At 29.4% G+C, this 2296-nt stretch carries 4 protein-coding genes; all 4 read left to right on the plus strand.

All coding sequences use genetic code 11. The annotated features are described in order from the left end of the window. Positions 1–103 precede the first annotated feature (103 nt). Positions 104–976 (plus strand): radical SAM protein, encoded by an 873-nt coding sequence (locus KKG99_06300; GenBank protein ID MBU1012596.1) that lies wholly within the window; start codon positions 104–106, stop codon positions 974–976. 24 nt (positions 977–1000) lie between these two features. Further along, positions 1001–1264, plus strand: coding sequence for a hypothetical protein (locus KKG99_06305; protein MBU1012597.1), 264 nt, complete (start codon positions 1001–1003; stop codon positions 1262–1264). A gap of 1 nt (position 1265) precedes the next feature. Then, entirely contained in the window at positions 1266–1799 is a 534-nt protein-coding gene (locus tag KKG99_06310; protein ID MBU1012598.1) for a hypothetical protein, read from the plus strand. Between the two features lie 162 nt (positions 1800–1961). Further along, complete coding sequence (locus tag KKG99_06315) at positions 1962–2201, plus strand: hypothetical protein (GenBank protein MBU1012599.1); 240 nt, start codon at positions 1962–1964, stop codon at positions 2199–2201. Positions 2202–2296: the final 95 nt, after the last annotated feature.

The raw sequence follows: 2296 nt of genomic DNA on the forward strand, positions 1-2296 counted from the left end.
AGTCTAATGAAAAATGGGATAAATATGTATATAAGTATCAATCTTGGGATGATGCAGCATCCATATATTATACAGTGGGAAAAGACGGTAAAATATTGTCTATATGGAGGAAAAAATGAATCTGGGATTTAGAATTAAGTTTTATTTTAAGAAGCGAATGCCGGAATTATCTGTATTGAAATGGGATATTAAATCAATATTTTATGGGTATCGTAAAAAAAAACATGTTATAGGTGAACCAATTAATTTACATGGTAAACAGCATATTCATATTTATCCAAACATAATTTGTAATATGAATTGTTATTTTTGCCAGAATAAATTTTATGTAGATAAATTACCAAAATTCGATTGGGTTAGTGCTGTGGAGTGGGTTTCATGGCTTAATAGGATGTATAATTTTCATCATATAGATATAAATGGCGGAGAACCATTATATTATGGTCACATAGTTCAATTACTTAATACATTATACAAGCACAATATAGTTCTTTATACTAATTTACCTAAAGAAAGAATCCATATTTTAAAAGAAATTCATTGTAAAATGAGTAATATTGCTTTCAATGTATCTTATCACCCATTGGATGAAAAAAGAGATATTGCTGAATTTTGTGAAGATTATAAAAAAATACCAAAACACTTAAATCCAAGTTTACATGTAATTAATATACCTGAAATTTCTTACAAAAATATTAGGGCAGCATTTGTAAAACGTGGAGTATTTATTGAGGTATTGGACGCTATAATTCCAACTGAATATAATAAAATTAAAGAGAATTTTAAAACAGTAATGTGTAAATCTGATATGGATTGTATTGCACCGGATTTAACGGTTTATCTATGTACCGGACTAATGTTAAGAAAAATAAATGGTAAACATATTTCAGAATATAAATTCAGCAATCAGCATGAACTATGTAATTACTATGGTTTGTGTGGGATCTGCACTTCACAGAGAGATATAAAATTATAATAGTTTAAATATAAGGAGTATGATATGAAGAAAAAAACTTTAGAACAGATAGTTTTAGGCATTTGTGTGATGTTGTTGGTTGCATGTGATTGTAACTTTGTTGATGAATCAAACAATAAAATAAATGCTATTTATATTGGTAAATCTTGTAATTATGATGTGTATAAGAGAAAAATTGAAGGGGGAACGATTTATGAATATCACCTAAACGATATAATGGTATCAAAATCATTAGAAGCAGAATCTTTTAGGGTTGTTTTTGTGCCAGACCTAACACGGGGGATATAAAATGAGATTTGAAAACAAGAAATTGGATTTTACGGTACATTCTACAAATCCCTGGAATCACATTAAGAAACAGTATTTTAAGCATTTAGTTAAGTTTATGGATATTGAAAATTTGTCCGTAAAACCATTTGGGAACAGGTTGTATCCATTATATCAAAATCTTGCAGGGAGATTGTCTTGTACATTTGTTTTGGCTTTTCCGACCATAGATTCTATTTGGGTATTTGATTACATAGAATCGTTTATTGATCCACAAAAAGTTTTTTTAGATATAACACTTTTATCTAACAAAAGTACCCGTATTTTTATCACCTGTCCCCATCGTTCATGGACTCCAACGTGGTCATATAATCATTGGCATGAAATTGATCCTGATAGATTTGAGTGGCTTGCTGAGTATTGTGGATTTAGAGTAGTAAAACATGAATCACATACTATCTGGCAAAAATGGTATAATTATTTCGGATTCAGACCTTTATTTAGATTGTTGTTTAGTCGATATAAGTTACATATTTATGAATTGAGGCTTAAGTGAAGAACTGGTTTTATTGGCATATTCAAAATCCAATATGGTATTTTTATCACAGAAATTTTATGCCAAAACTAAGAGGCGATAAACCTTTTATATTGCCATTATTAAATAGTAAGTGGTGGGGAAAGCGATTTCTTATTAAGAATATTAAAATGAGGTAGAATTATGAGCGCAATTATATTTAAAGCTATTGATTTAGAAAAGCAGAAGATATATACAGGGAAATGGAAACAACTTACTAAAACTTCGATTAAAGGTATTTCTGGAATACCAATGGAATGGCTTATTCAGGAAAAGTGCAGATTAAAAGCAGCCGGGATTAAATGTAGGATCAAGAATAATATCCTATGGCGGATTGAACCGGACTATATACTTTACGGTAATTCAATTAAGATATATATTTGAACCGTTTGACCAGTAATTAACTAAACTATGTATTAACCAATGAAAGGCAATGTTAAAATAGTTTTATTTATTAGGTTGATATGTTAAAAGGGCGG

It is taken from the genome of Bacteroidota bacterium (assembly GCA_018816945.1).
In the GTDB taxonomy this organism is placed as follows: Bacteria; Bacteroidota; Bacteroidia; order Bacteroidales.